The sequence below is a fragment of the Clavibacter michiganensis subsp. tessellarius genome (assembly GCF_021922985.1).
GTDB classification, from domain to species: Bacteria; Actinomycetota; Actinomycetes; order Actinomycetales; family Microbacteriaceae; genus Clavibacter; species Clavibacter tessellarius.
The window spans coordinates 983,236-998,082 of the sequence record NZ_CP040788.1; the positions used below are offsets into that span (position 1 = coordinate 983,236).

At 74.0% G+C, this 14,847-nt stretch carries 17 protein-coding genes; 13 read left to right on the top strand and 4 right to left on the bottom strand.

Features of this window, described 5'->3' with window-relative positions:
• The first annotated feature begins 52 nt into the window (after positions 1 to 52).
• Both FGG90_RS04495 and FGG90_RS04500 read left to right on the top strand, forming a co-directional pair.
• Positions 53 to 1,348 carry an endo-1,4-beta-xylanase gene (locus FGG90_RS04495; protein ID WP_094129970.1) on the top strand — a complete coding sequence of 432 codons (1,296 nt, stop codon included), beginning with the start codon at positions 53 to 55 and terminating at the stop codon, positions 1,346 to 1,348.
• A 170-nt stretch (positions 1,349 to 1,518) separates the two neighbouring features.
• Complete coding sequence (locus FGG90_RS04500; RefSeq protein WP_094129967.1) at positions 1,519 to 3,513, top strand: endo-1,4-beta-xylanase; 1,995 nt, start codon at positions 1,519 to 1,521, stop codon at positions 3,511 to 3,513.
• 52 nt (positions 3,514 to 3,565) lie between these two features.
• Here the strand turns inward: FGG90_RS04500 and FGG90_RS04505 are convergent, their stop codons facing one another.
• The gene (locus FGG90_RS04505) at positions 3,566 to 4,072 is read right to left on the bottom strand and encodes a hypothetical protein (RefSeq protein ID WP_094129964.1); all 507 of its coding nucleotides are present in this window, start codon (positions 4,070 to 4,072) and stop codon (positions 3,566 to 3,568) included.
• Positions 4,072 to 4,446, bottom strand: coding sequence for a PadR family transcriptional regulator (locus tag FGG90_RS04510; RefSeq protein ID WP_094129961.1), 375 nt, complete (start codon positions 4,444 to 4,446; stop codon positions 4,072 to 4,074). The genes FGG90_RS04505 and FGG90_RS04510 overlap by 1 nt, the downstream gene beginning before the upstream one ends.
• 299 nt (positions 4,447 to 4,745) lie before the next feature.
• Between FGG90_RS04510 and FGG90_RS04515 the strand changes: the two genes are divergently transcribed.
• The 7 genes from FGG90_RS04515 to ccmA all read left to right on the top strand — a co-directional run bounded on the left by FGG90_RS04515 (position 4,746) and on the right by ccmA (position 10,288).
• Positions 4,746 to 5,051, top strand: a complete 306-nt coding sequence (locus tag FGG90_RS04515; RefSeq protein WP_094129958.1) for a hypothetical protein — start codon at positions 4,746 to 4,748, stop codon at positions 5,049 to 5,051.
• 80 nt (positions 5,052 to 5,131) lie between these two features.
• Entirely contained in the window at positions 5,132 to 5,659 is a 528-nt protein-coding gene (locus FGG90_RS04520; RefSeq protein WP_094129955.1) for a hypothetical protein, read from the top strand.
• Positions 5,656 to 6,267: a hypothetical protein gene (locus FGG90_RS04525; RefSeq protein ID WP_165771400.1), complete on the top strand. Its 612-nt coding sequence runs from the start codon at positions 5,656 to 5,658 to the stop codon at positions 6,265 to 6,267. The genes FGG90_RS04520 and FGG90_RS04525 overlap by 4 nt, the downstream gene beginning before the upstream one ends.
• Entirely contained in the window at positions 6,264 to 7,193 is a 930-nt protein-coding gene (locus FGG90_RS04530; protein ID WP_165771399.1) for an ATP-binding cassette domain-containing protein, read from the top strand. Before FGG90_RS04525 ends, FGG90_RS04530 begins: the two co-directional genes overlap by 4 nt.
• Positions 7,190 to 8,062 (top strand): hypothetical protein, encoded by an 873-nt coding sequence (locus FGG90_RS04535; RefSeq protein ID WP_094129949.1) that lies wholly within the window; start codon positions 7,190 to 7,192, stop codon positions 8,060 to 8,062. The genes FGG90_RS04530 and FGG90_RS04535 overlap by 4 nt, the downstream gene beginning before the upstream one ends.
• A gap of 77 nt (positions 8,063 to 8,139) precedes the next feature.
• Positions 8,140 to 9,633: a hypothetical protein gene (locus FGG90_RS04540; protein ID WP_133065159.1), complete on the top strand. Its 1,494-nt coding sequence runs from the start codon at positions 8,140 to 8,142 to the stop codon at positions 9,631 to 9,633.
• On the top strand, positions 9,620 to 10,288 hold the full coding sequence (ccmA, locus tag FGG90_RS04545; RefSeq protein ID WP_094129943.1) for a heme ABC exporter ATP-binding protein CcmA: 669 nt from the start codon (positions 9,620 to 9,622) through the stop codon (positions 10,286 to 10,288). The genes FGG90_RS04540 and ccmA overlap by 14 nt, the downstream gene beginning before the upstream one ends.
• 407 nt (positions 10,289 to 10,695) lie before the next feature.
• Here the strand turns inward: ccmA and FGG90_RS04550 are convergent, their stop codons facing one another.
• Together FGG90_RS04550 and FGG90_RS04555 are read right to left on the bottom strand one after the other, a co-directional pair.
• On the bottom strand, positions 10,696 to 11,031 hold the full coding sequence (locus FGG90_RS04550; RefSeq protein ID WP_094129940.1) for a hypothetical protein: 336 nt from the start codon (positions 11,029 to 11,031) through the stop codon (positions 10,696 to 10,698).
• Between the two features lie 86 nt (positions 11,032 to 11,117).
• Positions 11,118 to 11,567 carry a MarR family winged helix-turn-helix transcriptional regulator gene (locus FGG90_RS04555; RefSeq protein ID WP_094129937.1) on the bottom strand — a complete coding sequence of 150 codons (450 nt, stop codon included), beginning with the start codon at positions 11,565 to 11,567 and terminating at the stop codon, positions 11,118 to 11,120.
• Between the two features lie 718 nt (positions 11,568 to 12,285).
• Between FGG90_RS04555 and FGG90_RS04560 the strand changes: the two genes are divergently transcribed.
• The 4 genes from FGG90_RS04560 to FGG90_RS04575 all read left to right on the top strand — a co-directional run bounded on the left by FGG90_RS04560 (position 12,286) and on the right by FGG90_RS04575 (position 14,819).
• The gene (locus tag FGG90_RS04560) at positions 12,286 to 12,651 is read left to right on the top strand and encodes a DUF2834 domain-containing protein (RefSeq protein ID WP_094129931.1); all 366 of its coding nucleotides are present in this window, start codon (positions 12,286 to 12,288) and stop codon (positions 12,649 to 12,651) included.
• 75 nt (positions 12,652 to 12,726) lie between these two features.
• Positions 12,727 to 13,374, top strand: a complete 648-nt coding sequence (locus FGG90_RS04565) for a MerR family transcriptional regulator (protein WP_094129928.1) — start codon at positions 12,727 to 12,729, stop codon at positions 13,372 to 13,374.
• A gap of 430 nt (positions 13,375 to 13,804) precedes the next feature.
• Positions 13,805 to 14,035, top strand: coding sequence for an acyl carrier protein (locus tag FGG90_RS04570; RefSeq protein ID WP_237583518.1), 231 nt, complete (start codon positions 13,805 to 13,807; stop codon positions 14,033 to 14,035).
• Positions 14,036 to 14,054: 19 nt separating this feature from the next.
• A complete protein-coding gene (locus tag FGG90_RS04575; protein ID WP_094129922.1) occupies positions 14,055 to 14,819 on the top strand; it encodes a hypothetical protein in 765 nt (254 codons plus the stop codon).
• Positions 14,820 to 14,847 lie beyond the last annotated feature (28 nt).

The following is a 14,847-nucleotide window of genomic DNA, read 5'->3' on the forward strand; positions in this document are numbered from 1 at the left end:
GGCCGGTCCTCCCTAGGGTCCAGGTGTCCCATCCACCGTACGAGAGGCACCAGTGACCCCCACCCCATCCCGTCCCGACGCGTCCGTCCGCACGACGCCGTCCCTCCCGAACCGCGACGCCCGCCGTCGCCCCCGTCGCGGCCTCGCCGCCCTCGCGTCGGCCGCCGCCCTCGTCACCGCCGTCGCCGTCGGCCTCCCGGCGGGCTCCGCATCCGCCGCCGCCCCGAGCACGCCCGTCCCCGGCATGCAGGTCCCCGCGCTCAAGGACGTCCTCGGCGCCGCCGGCATCGAGCACGTCGGCGTGGCGATGGGCAGCGGCGAGGTGCAGGGCACCTCGGCCGACCTCATCGCCCGCCACTTCAACGCCATGACCCCGGAGAACGAGGGCAAGGCCGACGCCATCCAGCCCGTCGAGGGCCGCTTCGACTTCACCGGCGTCGACAAGCTCCTCGACTTCGCCGACGCCCACGGCATGAAGATGTACTTCCACGTCGACTTCTGGATGCCGCAGACGCCCGCCTGGTTCTTCCTCGACAACGGCCGTCCGCTCACGAACAGCCCCGCCGACCAGGCGCTGCTCAAGGCGCGCATGGAGGCCCACGTCAAGGCGATCTCCGACCACATCGCGTCCCGCTACCCGAACGGGAACAGCCCCATCTGGGCGATGGACGTCGTCAACGAGGTCATCGACGACGGCCCCAACGCGAACCCGCACCACATGAAGGACACCCGCTGGTTCCAGGTGCTGGGCGAGGGCTTCGTCGACGAGGGCTTCCAGCTCGCGAAGAAGTACTTCCCGGGCGTGAAGCTCTTCATCAACGAGTACAACACCGACTCGCCGAGCAAGCGCACCGACTACCTCGGGCTGATCTCCGCCCTCCTCCAGCGCGGCATCCCGGTCGAGGGCGTGTCGCAGCAGAGCCACATCGGGCTCCGCACCGACATCGAGCAGCTGAGGAACACGATCCACGCGGTGAAGGCCCTCGATCCGAACCTCATCGAGGCCATCTCCGAGCTCGACGTCGGCGCCTCGCAGGCGGCCGCGACCGGCAACAGCCAGAACCGCGCGCACACGGCGCCGATCTACTCGAACCCGGACGACACCGCCGCGGCCGTGGGCTGGGTCTACAAGGACCTGTTCACGATGATCCGGCAGGAGGCCGCGAACCTCGACTCGGTCACCTTCTGGGGATCGGACAACTCGCGCACCTGGCTGCACAGCCCGTCGATCGACCAGCCGTGGGACCAGCCGCTCCCGTTCGGGGTGAACCAGGAGGCCATGCCCGCCTACTGGGGCATCGTGGACCCGTCGAAGCTCCCGGCGCGTCCGCCGCTGCCGGAGGCCTGATCACCTCCTGAGTCACCACAGCGGCCCCCGTCCTCGTCGAGGACGGGGGCCGCTGTGCGTTCGTTGCCATACGCAACAAAGGTTTTCGAATACCTTGCCCCCCGCAGGGGAGGGTGCCTACGGTGCGAGCATCCGACACCGAAGTCGGACCACATGGAAGGTGTTCGACGATGAGCATTCCCCGCACCACCACGTCCGCGCTCGCGGACGTCAGCCCTCCGAGCCCCGGCCGCAGCGGCCTCGGGGCCCGCCCGCGACGCGACCGCCGCCGCGGCCTCGCCGCCCTCACCGCCCTCGGCCTCCTCGCCGCAGCGGGCGCCCTGACCGCCCCCGCCGCCCAGGCCGCCGACCGGGTCCCGGCCGGGGTCGGATCCGACTTCGAGTCCGGCACGGACGGCTGGGCCCCGCGGGGCGACGGTGTCCGCATCGCCCCGAGCACCGAGGCGCGCACCGGGTCCGGCAGCCTCCTCGTCACCGACCGCACGCAGGAGTGGCACGGCGCCGCCCTCGACGTCACGTCGTCGCTCGCCGTCGGCCAGGAGGTCGAGGTCACCGTGTGGGCGCGCCTCGCGCCGGGGGAGGAGCCCGCGTCGCTCAAGGTCTCCGTGCAGCGGGACACCGGCGGCGGCAGCGGCTACGACGGGGTCGCCGGAGCCGCCGCGCGCGTCACCGCCGACGCGTGGACCGAGCTGACGGGCACCTACACGCTCGGCGGACCGGTCGACAAGGCGCAGGTCTACGTGGAGGGCACCGTCGGCGCCGACTTCCTCCTCGACGACTTCCAGCTGGGCGACGCCGTGGGCACGCCCGTGCAGACCGACATCCCGGCGCTCAAGGACGTCCTCGGTGCCCGCGGCATCGAGCACGTCGGCGTCGCCATCGACGGCCGCGAGACCGTCGGCGCGGGCGCCGACCTCGTGAGCCGCCAGTTCGACGCCTTCACGCCGGAGAACGCCGGGAAGCCCGAGAGCGTCCAGCCGGAGGAGGGGCGGTTCACGTTCGCGCAGATCGACCAGCTGCTCGACTACGCCGACCGGACGGGCACGAAGGTCTACTACCACGTGCTGTTCTGGCACTCGCAGACGCCCGCGTGGTTCTTCCTCGACGGCGACCGCCCGCTCACCGACAGCCCCGCCGACCAGGCGATCCTCCGGGCGCGCATGGAGGCGCACGTGAAGGGCATCTCGGACCACGTGGCGGCCCGCTACCCGGACGGCGGCAGCCCGATCTGGGCGATGGACGTCGTGAACGAGGTCATCGACGACGGCCCCAACGACAACGCGCACGACATGCGCGACAGCCGCTGGTACCAGGTGCTGGGGGAGGGCTTCGTCGACGAGGGCTTCCGCCTGGCGCGCGCCTACTTCCCGGGCGTGAAGCTCTTCATCAACGACTACAACACGGAGCTGCCGACCAAGCGCGCCGACTACCTCGAGCTGATCTCCGCGCTCGTCGCCCGCGGCGTGCCGATCGACGGGGTGGGCCACCAGGCGCACGTCGACTTCGCGCGGCCCGTCTCGTGGTTGCGCGACTCGATCCGCGCGGTGGAGCGCATCGACACGCGCCTGCTGCAGGCGATCACGGAGCTCGACGTGAACGCGTCGAACCAGAACGAGGGCGCCGACGTGAGCGGGGCGCCGCAGGATCCGTACACGCCGGTGTACGCGGACGACGCCGAGGCGGGGGCGGAGGTCGGCTACTACTACCGCGACCTCTTCCAGATGATCCGGCAGCAGGCCGCGTCGATCGACTCGATCACCTTCTGGGGCGTGAGCAACGCGCGCAGCTGGCTGCGCACGTGGCCCATCGCGCGACCGTGGGAGCAGCCGCTCCCGTTCGACGACGCCCTGCAGGCGGCTCCCGCCTACTGGGGGATCGTGGACGCGAAGAGGCTGCCGGCGCGTCCGGCCGACCTCTCGGCGCCGCGCATCGCGGACGTGGACGACATCGCCGCGGTGGCGACCAAGGCCACGGGCACGCGCGTCCCGTACGCGCTGCCGTCGGCCATCGACACCCGCGACGGGAACGTGCGCGTGGTGTGCGACCCGCCGCGCAGCGGGGTCTTCCCGGTGGGGACGACCACGGTCACCTGCACGGCGGAGGACCGCGCCGGCAACGTGCGGACGACCACGTTCGACGTGGTGGTGACGCGCGCCGGCAGCTGACCGCCGCTCGCGGATCCCGCGCCGTCCTCCCGGACGGCGCGGGATCCGTGCGTCAGCGCAGCGCGGAGATGACCAGCACCAGCGCCGCGAAGCCGACGATGGTCCACGGCATGAGCAGCAGCACCGAGGAGGCGACCCGCCAGCGCCGGTCCGCGTCGCGGGAGAGACGCTCCCGGAGCGCCTCGGCGACGGCCTGCCGGGACAGGGAGACGGACAGCGCGGCCGCGGCGACCAGCAGGCCCGCCCCGCTCGCGATCGCGGCCGGCGCCATGTCGGCGCTGCCGTCGATCCAGGCGGACCCGCTGAGGGCCACGAGGACGAACGTGGCGATGAGCGCGAGGACGATGAGCGCCGGGGCCCCGGCGGGGGACTCGTCGTCGGGATCCGCGATGGCCGCGGCGTAGACGACGGGGTCGCCGAACGCCGTGCCGGCGTCGCCCCCGGCCTCGCGCACGTGCTGCCGCACGGTGTCGACCGCCTCCTCGATCCGGTCGGGGGCCATGTGCCTCCTGTCCAGCTCGGTGCCGAACTCGTCGATCCACCTGTCGGTCGTGTCCATCAGCTGCTCCTGTCGATCTCGTTGAATGCGTCGGCCGTGCCCGTGAAGCGCGCCCACGCCTCGCGGAGCCGTGCCGCGTGCGCGTGGCCGTCCTCGGTGAGGACGAAGTACTTGCGGCCGGGGCCCCCGTCGCCCGGGCGCCATTCCGTCGCGACGAGCCGCCGGCGCTCCAGCCGCGCGAGCAGGGGGTAGAGGCCGCTGCCGGTCACGCCCCGGAACCCGGCCCGTTCGAGCCGCGTCAGCATGGCGTAGCCGTAGGACGGCCCGTCCCTCAGGGAGGTGAGGACGAGGAGGGGGAGGAGCGCCCTCACCCATTCGCCGCTCGGCTCCAGGGCGGGCGACGTCCCCGCCTCGTGCCCGTCGTCGTGATCCATGACTAGATCGTGTCCCGGACTAGTCGCTCTCGATACCGACGAAGGTATCGACCTCCGGGACCGGGTTCCTCGGCCGTCGTGGCGGCCCGTCCCCGCCGCGCCGGCGCCGCGGGTCCCCGCGGGGCCCGGTCCGGGGCATCCCATCGGACCATCGCGAGTAGACGTACGTCGTCCCGCGCTGGCCGTGAGGAGGCGGCCCCCGCGGACGGTCCTGCCTAGCGTGGGCCGTGCACCAGGCATCGAGCACCCGCACCTGCCACGGACGGGTCCACCTGGTGCCGGATCAGGAAGTTGTCACCATGAGCGCCATCAGCACGGACATCACGAACTCGAGCCGGACGTCCACCTGGAAGGTGGCGGCCGTCGGGGCCGCACTCGCCTTCGCCGTCGTCGGACTCGTCGTCACCGGCTTCGACCCCATGTGGATCGCCGGATCGCTCGGCATCAGCGCCGCTGCCGCGAGCCAGATCGTGGCGGCCATCAAGGCCGGCCGGACGGCCGTGACGGTCGTCGCGGCGATCGCGGGCGCGGGAGTCGCATCCGCCATCACCGCGACCATCGCGTTCATCGCGATCAGCTGGGCCGCCGGTCCCGCCATCGCCTGACGATCGCCCCACCGGGGGTCGGACGTCCGGTACGTCCGACCCCCTCTCCTCACCCAGAGCATCAGAGATCGAGGCCATCCATGTCGTCCACCTCCCTGGAGCACCGCTCCGCCGCCCGCCCGACGACCGTGACGGCGGCGTTCTGGCTCGTCCTGCTCTCCGCGGCGGTCGCGGCCGTCTCCGCGTTCCTGGCCATCCAGGCCCTCCTCTCGGCCGAGGGCTCGGAGGAGCTCCGCCGGACGATCGAGGCGACACCGGAGGCCGCGGGAGGCGACATCGACATGGAGTCGCTCGTGGGCATCGCCCGTGCGACCGCGGTCGCCATCCAGGTCCTCCTCATCGTGGTGTCGATGGCGATCGCCCTGTGGATCGCGTTCGCGATGCGCTCCGGCCGCGCGTACATCCGCATCGTCGCGGTCGTGCTGGCCGTGTTCCAGGCGGTGGGCACCGTGACGGCCCCGTCGCCCGCCTCCGTCGTCAGCCTCGCTCTCATCGTCGGCGCGCTCGTGCTCATCTGGGCTCCGGCCTCCAGCCGCTACGTCGCGGAGCGCACGGCGGCGCGACGCCGTCCGCAGGACCCCGCGCGCGAGCCGTCGTTCGTCGGATGACGACCACCCCGGCCGTGCGCAGGGGCGCCGTCGCGGCCCCTCCCCGCCCGAAGGCCTACCTGCTGTCCGCCTCCGTCGTGCTGGTGCTCGCGGGAGCGGGCTCCGCCGCCGGCGCCGTGGCGATGACGGGCATCGCGATCCCCGGCGCGTCCGGGGTCCGCGCCGGGCTGGCGGGGAGGAGCGGATTCGACGAGACGCTCCTCGGCGTCCTGGCCGCGAACGTGCCCGTCGCCGCCTCCCTCGCCGCCGGCCTCGTCACGTTCGGCGCGGTCTCCGCGCTCTTCGCCGTGCTGCTCGGCGTCTACCTCGGCGCCACGGTCGCCGGATCGGTCAACACCGTCGGCGCCGGGCCCCTGCTCGACTCCGTGGGCGCCTACGTGGGCCTGGAGATGCTGGGCCTCCTCCTCGCCGGCGTGGCCGGCATGCTGCCCGCCGCGCACGTCGTGCTCGGGATGAGGGGCGTGCGCAGCAGCGCGTGGCGCCGGTACCTGTCGGCCCTCGCGCCCGCCGCCGTCCTGCTCGGGATCGGCCTCGCGCTGCTGGCCGTCGGGGCGGTCGTCGAGGCCACGGTCATCACGGCGAGCGGATCCGGGCTGGGCGAGAGGTGATCGACGTCGCGGGCGCGCGCAAGGCCTACGGCCAGGTCGCGGCCCTGGACGACGTGGAGCTCCATGCGCGAGCGGGCGCCGTGACCGCCGTGGTCGGCCCGAACGGCGCGGGGAAGTCGACGCTTTTCCGCGCGATCCTCGGGCTCGAGCGGCTCGACGGCGGCAGCGCCCTCGTGGACGGCGTCCCCTTCGCCCGGGCTGCGTCTCCCCAGCGGGTGGCGGGCGCGGCCATCGACTCGTCGTCGTTCCACCCGCGCCGTCGAGCCGTCGACGAGGTCCGGATCGCCGCGGCCGCCGGGGGCATCGGGCGGCGTCGCGTGCCGGAGGTCCTGGAGGAGGTCGGCCTGGCGCACGCCCAGCGCAAGCAGGTGCGCACCCTGTCGATGGGCATGCGGCAGCGGCTGGCCATCGCCGTGGCACTCCTCGGGAGACCCCGGAACCTGATCCTGGACGAGCCCCTCAACGGCCTCGACGTCGACGGGATCCAGTGGGTGCGGGAGCTCCTCCTCGCGAGCGCCTCCGCCGGCAGCACCGTGCTCATCTCCTCCCACGTCCTCACGGAGGTCGAGCGCGTCAGCGACGACGTCCGCATCCTCGTGGGGGGCCGGATCGCGTCCCGCGACCGCTCCGTGGCCTCCGCCGCGGGGGCTCCGCCCACGGAGGTGCTGGTCGTCACCGACTCGCCCGTGGAGCTGGCGGCGCTGCTGCGTCGGCATGGGGCGACGACGGAGGGCGAGGGGAGGAGCCTGCGCGTGCGCGGCATGCGCGCCCGCACCGTCGCGGAGCTGGCCTTCCGCGACCGGATGCTCGTGGAGACCCTGTGCGAATCGACGGAGTCGCTCGAATCCGAGTACCGCCGCGTCCTGGCCGACGCGCGGCCGCGCCCCGACGCGTCCCGGCGCCCTCTCGAGGGACGGCCGGCGTGACCGGGGAGCACGAGCCCACCCTGCGGACGCGGCGACGGCAGACGGCGGGCGACGTGCTGCGATCCGAGCTCCTCATGGCCTGGACCCTCGGGTCGCAGCGGATCCTGTGGACCGCGGCGCTGGTCGGGGGGCTGGTGGGGACGGGGACGGCGCTCGTCTTCGTGGAGGTGCTCGCCGCCGTCGGGGGAGCGGCCGCCTCGGAGGTGGACGCGCTCGTCGGCCGCGCCTCCGTCAGCGGAGCCGCGACGGTGGCCCTGCTCCTGGGCCTCTCATCCATCCACCTCTCCGCCGGGCAGCGGTCCACCGGTCGGCAGCGCCTCACGCACCAGATGGTCCCCGCGACGAGCCGCACGTTCGTCGCGCGCGTCGTCGTGGCGGGCGGCATCGCGGCCGGCGTCGCGGTCGCCGCCTTCCTCACGGGCGCGATCCTCGTGGCGGGCGTGTGCGCGCTGACGGGGCGGACCGCGGACGCCCTCGGCGCGCATGGACTCGCGATCGTCGCCTGCACCACGGCCGGCGTCACGCTGACCGTGGTGCTGGCCGCGGCGATCGGCCTCGTCGCCCGACACGGCGTCGTGGGGGCCACCGCGTTCCTCGGGATCATGGTGATCGGCCCCGCCGCGCTGGGCACGGTCGGCGCGACCGCCTCCCTCGAGGCCCTCTCCTGGGCGGCGACCGCGCTCCCGGCGGGCCGCCTGGGCGCGGTCGTCGAGTCCGCCGCCGTGGGCGACGCCGAGGGCGCGCTCCTGGCGCTGGCGGCGCTGCTGGCCTGGGCCGCTGCGGCGCTGGGGCTGGCCTACGCCGTCTGGCGGGCCGAGGGCGCCGCGCGGCCCGGCCGCGGACAGGCGACGCCGGGGCGCGCGCGGTGATCGCCGAGACGAGGACGTCCGCGATCATCGCGGCATCGACGTCGACGCGGCGGTGGCGGCGGTTCGTCGCCGTCCCCGTGCTCACCCCCCGGCTCGGCCTCGCCGCCGCGGGCCTCGCCGCGGCGGCGTGGACGGGAGCGGGCGTGTGGGCGGGCTTCGTCGTCGTGGCCCTCGGCGTCGACGCGGGGACCGTCCTCACGGCGGCCACCGTGCTCGTGCTCCTCGCCGGCGTCGGGGCCGGCTCCCTCTGGGCGGAGGTCCGAGCGGCCCTGGCCGAACCGCGCAGCTGGTCGTTGTTCGCGCAGATGGGGACGAGGCCGCGCACCTACCTGATCGGCCGGCTCCTGGTGCCCCGCGCGGCACGGCTCGGAGCGGCGTGCTGCGGCGCCCTGAGCACCTGCGCCACGGCGTCCCTCCTCCGCCCCGAGGCCCTCACCCCGGCCCACTGGGCGCTCATCCCGCTCGCCGCGGGGGGCGGCCTCTCCGTGGGCGTCCTCCACGCGACCGTCCGCCTCGAGCGCATCCGGCGGGCGTCGCCGACGCGGGCCGTGCTCCTCCCGATCGCGGTCGTCGGGGCGCTGGTCGCGTCCTGCTGGTGGTGGGCGGCCTCCTGGCTGCCGGGTCCGGTCGAGGCGCTGCTGGCCGGCACGACGCCGGATGCCCTCCCGGCCGTGCCCTGGCCGAGGGCGGCGGTCCTCGGGGCGGCGTGCGTCGCGTGCGCGGTCCTGGCCGCGACGCGCTTCCACCGCGCCGGCGCCCTGACCTGGTCCACCGTGACGACGCGATCCGACCTGACCGGTCCCCGTGCACCCCGCCGACCCGCACGCACCGGGGGAGCGCGCGTGCTCGTCGAGGTCATGCTGCTCGACCTCCGCCGCGCGATCCGGGCGTTCGAATGGCGCGTCCGTCCGGCGGCGTACCTCCTCCTCTCCCTCGCCGTCTCCGCCGCGCTGCTCGGCGCGATGGCCTCGTGGATCCTGGGCGACGGAGCCGAGGCGCTGCTCTCGAGCGACGTGGGGGCGACGCTGGCCGGGGGAGTGACGGCGGGGTACGTCCTGATCGTCTGGACCACCGCATCCGCGTGGTCGTCCCTCGACTCGGACCGGGGCGGGACCGTCCTCATGCGCTCGCTCCCGCACGGCATCCGCATCCTGGCCGCGGCCCGAGCCGCTTCGGGGGCGTTCGTCATCGGCGCCGCGGGGCTCCTGCTCCTCGGCGTGCTCTGCGCCTTCGCGCCCCTCGGACCCCGCGCCGTCGGCACGGCCGCGTCCGCCTGCGCGACAGTGGCCCTCCTCGCACCGACCCTCGGCTGCTGGGTGTCGCTCCGCCACCCGCACACCGAGTGGAAGGAGGTGGGGGAGATCGGCCGACACGGCTGGGCGCGATCGGGCATCACCTACCTGCTGGGTGCCGGCATGGCGCTCACGACCGCCGTGGCGTCGGGACGCGACTGGACCGCAGGGGAGGCCACCGCGGTCGCCCTCGCGTCGGCGTTGCTCACCCCGCTCGTCGCCGCCGGCGTCACCGCCACCCTCCCCACGAGAATCGGAGTCGGACATGCTCGAGGTTGATGCCGAGATCGGGTACGCGCACGGCGCGGCCATCCAACGCGTGCGACTCCTCGTCGCACCGGGGGAGTTCGTGCTCGTGCGCGGTCCCAACGGCGTGGGCAAGTCCACGCTGCTGAGCACCGTGGCGGGGATCCGCGCCCCCCTCGCCGGGACGGTCACGGTGGCCGGGCGCCCCACGCAGTCCTCCCGCGCACGGCACGACATCGGCTACGTCACCGACCCGCCGAACCTGTTCGAGGAGCTCACCCCGGCCGAGCACCTGCGTCTGGCGATGTCGCTGTGGCGCGCCTCGCGGCTGCCGGTGACCGGCATGGCGGCCGCCGCGGGCGTGCTCGAGGGCACGCCGGAGCTGCCGGCGACCATGCTCTCCCTGGGGCAGCGGAAGCGGTTGGGCATCGCCCTGGCGGTGCTGCACGGTCCGCGGCTGTGGGTGCTGGACGAGCCGTTCAACGGGCTGGACGACGCGAGCTGCCGCCGGCTCCGGGGATCCATCGACGAGCACCTCGGTCGCGGAGGCGCCGTCGTCTGCGCGACCCACGACGTGGACGCGCTCGACCGTCCGGACGCGACAGTCCTGGAGCTGGCCGCGGGAAGCGCGACGGTCTCGCACCAGGCGTCCACCGCTCCGAGCCGCGCGTCCGGACCGGTCGCATGACATGAGGACCGCCACCGGCGGATGGGAGCGGGCCGGCACGGCGCTCGGGCTCCGCGGCCTGGCTCGGGAGCCTCGGGTCATGGGACGTCCCACGAACGGAGCCGGGAGCGCCGGCAGACCTCGATGCGGGAGACGGCGACACCGCGACCCCGACGGGGTCCCCGGCAGCCGGAGCGGCGGGCGCGATCACGAGCGGGGAGGGCACGGAGTGCGTCTCGCTCAGCCCCCTCCAGCGGACCGGTCCATCGGGACGAGCCATGACGCAGGGGTCTCGAGTCCGCTCACCATCGCGACGGAGCAGCCGCTGGCGTGTCCGGCGGGCGAGCACGGGGTTCGATCGCCACGCCGTCCTGCCCGTCCACTCCGGCACCCCTCCCGGACCGCCCTCCGGGAGCGGTCCCGATGCGTCAGAGTCCCGTCGTGGACGACACCACGTCGACGAGGAAGCGCGTGACCTCGCCCGGGTGGGTGAGCATCGCGGCGTGGGGTGCTGCGACCGTGTCCACGCGAGCGCACATGCGGTGGGCGAGCTCGGCCTGCGTGGCGGGGTCGAGGGCGCGGTCGTCGGAGGCGATGAGGTAGTGGGCGGGCACGCGCGTCCACGCGGGCCTGCCGGACGGGGTCCGGTCGATCCCGATCCGCGGGGTCCTCTGCACCGCGGCGGGCACGAGCGCGGCCGAGGCGTCGGCCCCGGTGATCATCACGTCGCCGGAGCGGGCGCGGGCGGTGGTGGCCGGTGTCACCGCGGAGGTGAGCTGCTGCGCGGTGCCGACCGGACCGGACCGCCGATCTCGGCCATCCGGTTCCGATCCCGGACCAGCGGTGTCGGTCAGCTGCTGGCCGTGGGGTCGGCTCCGAGGCGGTCGACGAACGAATGAAGGGTGTCCCGGAGCTCCATGAGCTCGGCGATCGACATCCCGGTCCGGGCAGCGATGCGGCCGGGCACCTGCTCGGCCTGCTCCCGCAGCGCGCGCCCGGCGTCGCTGAGCGTCACGCGCACGACGCGCTCGTCGTCCGCGCTGCGCGCCCGTCGCACGAGCCCGGCCGCCTCGAGGCGCTTGAGGAGGGGCGTCAGCGTCGCCGGCTCGAGCTGCAGGGCACCGCCGAGGTCGGAGATCGACCTGTCGTCGCGCTCCCAGAGCGCGAGCATCACGAGGTACTGGGGATGCGTGAGCCCCAGCGGCTCGAGGATCGGCCGGTACAGCGACACGACGGTCCGGGCGGCCAGGACGGCGGCGAAGCAGACCTGGTTGTCGAGCGTCAGGGGATCCGTGCTCATGTCGTGCCCTTCCTCCGGCGCGGCCGCCGCCCGTGGACCGGCGAGCATTTACCGCGTACACTAAACACTATGACACGCGGTACTGGGGACAAGGACGGCACGCCACGCGAGCGCGGCTTCGGGGCGGCCGTCGAGAGGTTCAACGCACGGCTGCGTCCCTACCTGGGCGCACCTCCGCTGGGCCCGTACACGGACGACCCGGTGCCGACGCCGCGGTCGCGCCTCTGCCCGATGTGCGGGAAGCCGATGCCGGACCACGACATCGACCGCTCGGGCGCTCGGACCCAGGTGCGCTGTCCCGTCTGACGCGGAGCGGCCGGCGCGGAGCGGCGGGCGCGCCTCGAGCGAGCGGAGCCACTCCGCCGTCCGCGGCGCGGATCCGCGAAGGCGCCGCCCGCCCCTTCGGCTCGTCGAGGTCGACCAGGTGGGCGCGGAGCTCGCCGGGAGATGCGGAGAGGGGTCGCCTGCGCCGAGCCGGCCGGGCACGACCCCGGTCGAGACCGCCTACATGACATAATGTGCATTATCGGCGACTCCGGGAGCGGCCGAGAGGGGCTCCATCTCATCGTCGCACGACGCTCGGGCGACCCCTAGGCTCTGGGCCATCCAGCTCCCCACCGGACGTTTTGTCGCGTGAGCTGACGTGCGCCGCGCACGGAAGCCGACGGCAGGGACGATCCGGCGCCGGAGCCCCGTCGAGATCAGCGGAGGCCCCCCCATGTCCCGTGCACGCATCCTGCCCGTCGCGTACTTCGCGCTCGCCGCCGTCGGCCTCGTGGCCACGTGGTGGTTCAACCTCCGGTATCGCGGCGACGACTACGTCGCGGACTGGTTCGCCAACCCGGCCAGCTCGTCCGCGGCGGTCGACATCATCGTCGTGTTCGCGGTCACCGTGCCGTTCTACGTCGTCGAAGGACGGCGAGTCGGGTTGCCGACCTGGTTCCCCGTCCTGCTCGTCCCCATCTCGCTCGTCGGCGCCGTGGCGTTCGCGCTGCCGCTGTTCCTCGGGGTGCGCGAGCTGCGCCTGACGCGTCGGCGCCGGGATCCCGCCGACGGGCGCCCGTCCGGCACGGCCGCGGAGTAGCCGCCGCACGTCCGGCGAGCGGCTCGTCCGCGGCCGACGCGGACATCTGGTCGATAGTGACGCTATCATCATGTCATGCCCGACATGACGATCTCCGAGCTCTCCGCCCGGTCCGACTGCCCCGTCGCGACCATCAAGTACTACCTGCGCGAGGGACTGCTCCACGCGGGCACCAAGGTCAACGCCCGGAAGACGACCTTCGACGACAGCCACCTCGCCCGCATCCGGCTCGTGCGGGGCCTCATCCACGTCGTCGGCGTGAGCGTGGAGCAGGCCGGGACGATCCTGCGGCTGATGTCGGATCCCGAGCAGAGCGTCGCGGGGGCGATGCGCGCGGCCACGGAGGCCCTCCCGTCGGTGGGCCGCGCCGCGTCGCCCGACCACGGGACCGCAGGGTCGCGGGACCCCTCCCCCACGCGCGAGCTCCTGGACCGGCTCGGCGTGCGGCATCGCGAGGATTCCGTTCCCGTGGAGCAGCTCGAACGCGCATTGGAATTGGCGGGATCCGCGGGGATCGCGCTGGACGAGCACCAGATCACGGAATACCTCGCGGCGGTGCGGCGAATCGCTCGTGCGGATTTCTCGCGGGTGCCCTGGGACGACCCGCGGGCCGCCGTGGAATTCGCCGTCCTGGGCACGGCGCTATACGAGCCGGTGCTCCTCGCCCTGCGCCGGGTGGCGCACCACGAGATGGGGCTGGACCTCGAGGCACGGGACGACTGAGGAGCGCTCCCCTCGCCGCACGCGGTGGATCGCCCGATCGGCGCCGCAGAATACCACGCATCTGAGCACCTAGGTGAACCTTGCCCCCGGGCGGAAGATCGTTCTCCGCGTTCTGCGCGTTTAGCTCCCTCCATGACGGCATCCGAAGGCTCGGTCGGAGCGGACCGCGGTCCAAAGGAATGGCCGATCCGCCGGGTATCTCGCGGGATATTCGCCAGCGGGCCCGCGCCCCCGCCCGGGGGTGCGGGCCCGGTCCGCGATAACGAGGACTTCATCCGCCGCGGAGTCGGGATGCTTGAACACTTGACAACGTCTAGTGCCGAACGCTTGTCTACGACTCGGAGTTGGTCGACGACCGACCGGACGGGCGCCGCAGGCTGCCCGTCGCCATCAGGCGCAGAGGGAGCGGCACATGGTCGATGCAACATCGGTGGAATCCTGGCTCGTCGAGAAGATCGCCGCGCGCACCGGGATGGAGAGGGCGGAGGTGGATCCGGAGAGGTACTTCGACGAATTCGAGCTCGATTCCACGGAGGCGCTCGTGCTCGCCGGGGAATTGGAGGAATGGCTCGGATTCGACGTCGCCCCGACGGCCCTGTGGTACTTCCCGACCGTCGAGAAGCTCGCCGAGCACATCGCGGCCGAGTCGGCCTCGCGGTAGACGAGCGACGTCCCGCGTCATGACCTCCTCGAAGCGCCGCGTCCACGTGATCCACCCCGGCACGCTGCCCGCGTCGGTCTACGCGGGGCTCACGGCGTCCGCCCCGGACGTCGCGCTCTCCGTCAGCGACCTGGGCGCGCATCGGGAGTACGTCCACGCGGGACTGGACGCCCGCATCCCGACGCCGACGATGGACTCCCTGACGCGGCACATCCTGGCGGAGGACGGGGACGCCGTCCGCCGGGCCGAGCTGCTCGTCGGCTGGTCGTTCGGCGGCCTCGTCGCCCTGGCCCTGCGGCGGGAGGCCGACCTGCGGGTCCACGTGGGCCTGCTCGACACCGTCGCCCCCGTCGTCGACGTGGACGGGACCCGGTCGCTCACCCGGCGGTGGCTCGCCGACTACCTGGGCGCGCGCGCCGGACGTCCCCTGGCGCTGCCGGCCGCCGTCCCCGGCGAGGACCCCCTCCCGCCGCTGCACGCCGCGGCCGTGGCCGCGGGGGCCGTCGCCCCGGACGTGACGATCGGCGGGTTCCGCGCCCTCGTCCGCGCCTACACGGGCGGCCTGGAGCGCAACGTCCGGATCACGGGGTCGAGCGACGTCCCGGACGTGACCGACGCCACCCTCGTGAAGCCGGAGGTCGGCCTCCTGCCCGACACCGCGTCCAACGGCTGGGACGCCGTCGCCCCCGACCTCCCCGTCGTCGCCTGCCCGGGCGACCACTACTCGATGCTCACGCTCGGCTCCGCCTCCCCGGCGGTGCTCGCGCTCATCCCGCACCGCTGACCGCCTTCCCCCACCCCTCGAGGGCCGC